This is a genomic window from Synergistota bacterium (assembly GCA_021159885.1).
Classification (GTDB): Bacteria; Synergistota; GBS-1; order GBS-1; family GBS-1; genus AUK310.
In genome coordinates this window covers 1-2,701 of sequence record JAGHDO010000069.1, presented here as the reverse complement: position 1 = coordinate 2,701, position 2,701 = coordinate 1, and the positions used below count along the sequence as shown (strand labels likewise).

Here is a 2,701-nt window from a genome sequence, read left to right as displayed (position 1 = left end):
TTCCGCCCTTAACTCCATTCCACTAAGAACGGAAAGAGAGTTCCTAAAGCCAACTATAAGATCCGCTTTTTTAAGAAGCTCCAAAGCCCTCTGACTTAATTCCTTAACAGAACCTATTCCAGTCCCGACTATATAAATCATCCCTGAATATCGGTCAAAATCGAGTCTCCGTAAAACATTATCACCCTGAATGAAGCTTCCCCTAACTGTCTTAACTTCCTTATAACTGCCTGACCTATAAGGGTAAAAACGCCTTTCACATCAATGCCATACTTCTCCAATATCCCTATCGATTTACTAAAAGGGGTCGCGTTCAGGATCTCTTTTACAAGGTTGACATTATAGTTTTTTTCAAAAATTGTTGTATAAAGAGCAAGAACTTCTGCCTTGGCATCGCTTACCCGGCTATCTGTGTTAAAATTACCCGCTGCAAGCTTTATTAGCTTCTGAAAGCTTCCCGCAATGCATATCTCTTTAAACCCCTTGAGAATAGCATTCTTAACCGCAAAACCAAAGTAATTGCCACATATAAGCACATTCCTGCTGTCTCCGTAGTACTTCTTATATAGTTTTTCCCCTTTACCCCCTGGAGTAAGAACTATGAAATCATACCCTCTGTTCTTGATCACTCCCATCTCAACGAGAAGCGATTCTTTCCAAGCCTCCTCGCTGAAAGGCTCGACTATACCCGTAGTTCCCAAAATCGAAATCCCTCCGACTATTCCAAGCCTTTCATTAAAAGTCTTCTTAGCTATCCTTCCTCCATCCTCAACCCCTACATAAACCTTAGCAGAAAAGATATTGAAATTCTCAAGAACCTCTCTCATCATGGACCGAGGCACCGGGTTAATCGCGGGCTCTCCTACCTTAACTGGTAAGCCTTCCTCAGTCACCGTCCCAACGCCTCCCGCCGAAGCGAAACTTACGCCCTTCTCACTTATCCTCTCAGCCCCTGCATAGATAACCGCACCGTCAGTCACATCCGCATCATCTCCTGCGTCTTTCCTAACCGCACAATAGCAAATACCAGACTCCTTTCCGCACCATAATACAGGTATTCTTATGCTTTCTCCTATTGGAAGTCGAATATCCACGCTATCGGGCAAAACCCCTGTAAGACTCCAAATCAAAGAAGCCTTAAGAGCTGCCGCTGCACAAGTTCCCGTGGTGTATCCTCTCTTAAGAAGTTTTCCATTAACGTTTATATACCATTGCATCTATTTTTCGCCTCCATAAGGAGCGCGTTTGCTATCGCAACCGCTACGCTGCTTCCTCCCCTTGACCCAAGAAGCGTCACGCAGGGAATCTCAGAACACGAAAGGGCGTTTTTTACATCAGAAGCTCCCACAAACCCAACGGGAACTCCAACAACAAAAGGGGTTTTCTTCGGATCCCTCTCTTCGAGTATTCTAAAAAGGGCAGTGGGAGAATTCCCCACAACGTAAATGGCTTTGTCATGTTTCTTTAGCGCCATATCTATGGAAAGGTAAGCTCGAGATACATTTTTCCTTTTCGACTCACTTAAAACTTCCTTCTCATCAATATAAGTCAATACGGAAATCTTAGGGAGAATTCTCCTTGATATGCCTACAGCCACCATTTTGACATCCGTTATAAACAACCCTTGCGAAATCCTTAAAGCGTTAATAAACTTTTCAAAAAAATTCTCTGAAAAGAGTAAATCATTGGCTATGCTGAAATCCCCTGTTGCGTGAATCACGCGCGCTAAAATAGAAACCTCCACACTACCCTTACCAAATTTTCGATAGAAACCGGCTCTTTTCAGAAAAGCATTTATTATAGAAAAACTTTCCTCCTCTATCTCCTTAGGATTGAGCTTAAAAGACCCCTCTTTCAAGAGAAAAACTCCTCCTTTAAAAAGAAACAAAAAACCTGTGCTTCCTAACCGGGAAGAAGCACAATCTTAAGCCTTAAACGAGGGCAGGTCTCCCGGCTTCCGGATCATCCTACTCACCGCGCCTTCCCAGGAGGGCATTCCTCCCAGTGGCATTCCTGCGGCTTTCGTCCCCGGTCACGGTAGCCCGACTGCGCCGGATTTTCACCGGACTTCCCTATTAAGCCCGACGGGCACCCCCGTGGCGCACGATATTCTACTTTCTACCTAAATTATATCACAATATCTCCTCTATCCCAAGCTCTTTAAGCTTTTCGGGAGTTGGTTTTCCAAGCTCATCTCCAAAAACAGGTATCTTGTTCCTTACTCCCCTTCCCCTCTTTCCTTTTCTTTTACCACTGAAATAGCTCTCCTCAACTTCTACTTCTCCGCTTAAGAGGTCATCTTCCGAAGTGGATTTGTAAATGTACTCCCTTATAAGAGAACCCACCTTCCTTTGGGGCTTTGAGAACAGGAATTTCAAACTCAAAAAGCTTGAGGGGATTTTTGTAAAGGTTTTCAGGATACCTTTTTCTCCTAAGAATTTTTCGGACTTTCCTTCATCTGTTACCATTTCAAGCAGTCTTATTGTTTCCATCTTCCACCTCGTGTAAGATTATCTGTAAAGTTATTTTATCAGGGGTGGGGTGACTTTAAGCAATTACCAATCTTTTTATTTTTACCTTGCGAGGAGACCTTTCAAACGTTCCTGGTGGAAAAACCGCAAGCTCAAGGCGCGCTGTTCCATCTAAAAACCCCATTTATCTCCCCGCTCTTCTTTCTTCACTATCATTTCAACTTCTTCTA

Annotated in this window: 3 protein-coding genes, 1 pseudogene and 1 riboswitch; all 4 genes and pseudogenes read right to left on the bottom strand. The window is 43.5% G+C overall.

The window, feature by feature from the left end:
* Positions 1–141 (bottom strand): hypothetical protein (locus J7M13_06945; GenBank protein ID MCD6363717.1); only part of this gene is annotated, 141 nt, incomplete at its 3' end.
* Positions 138–1,217 carry a cobalamin biosynthesis protein CbiD gene (gene cbiD / locus J7M13_06940; protein MCD6363716.1) on the bottom strand — a complete coding sequence of 360 codons (1,080 nt, stop codon included), beginning with the start codon at positions 1,215–1,217 and terminating at the stop codon, positions 138–140. The genes J7M13_06945 and cbiD, both read right to left, overlap by 4 nt.
* A complete protein-coding gene (locus J7M13_06935) occupies positions 1,202–1,858 on the bottom strand; it encodes a precorrin-8X methylmutase (GenBank protein ID MCD6363715.1) in 657 nt (218 codons plus the stop codon). The genes cbiD and J7M13_06935 overlap by 16 nt, the downstream gene beginning before the upstream one ends.
* 64 nt (positions 1,859–1,922) lie before the next feature.
* A riboswitch (cobalamin riboswitch) is annotated at positions 1,923–2,111 on the bottom strand.
* Between the two features lie 84 nt (positions 2,112–2,195).
* Positions 2,196–2,285, bottom strand: a pseudogene (locus J7M13_06930) (DDE transposase).
* Between the last annotated feature and the right edge of the window lie 416 nt (positions 2,286–2,701).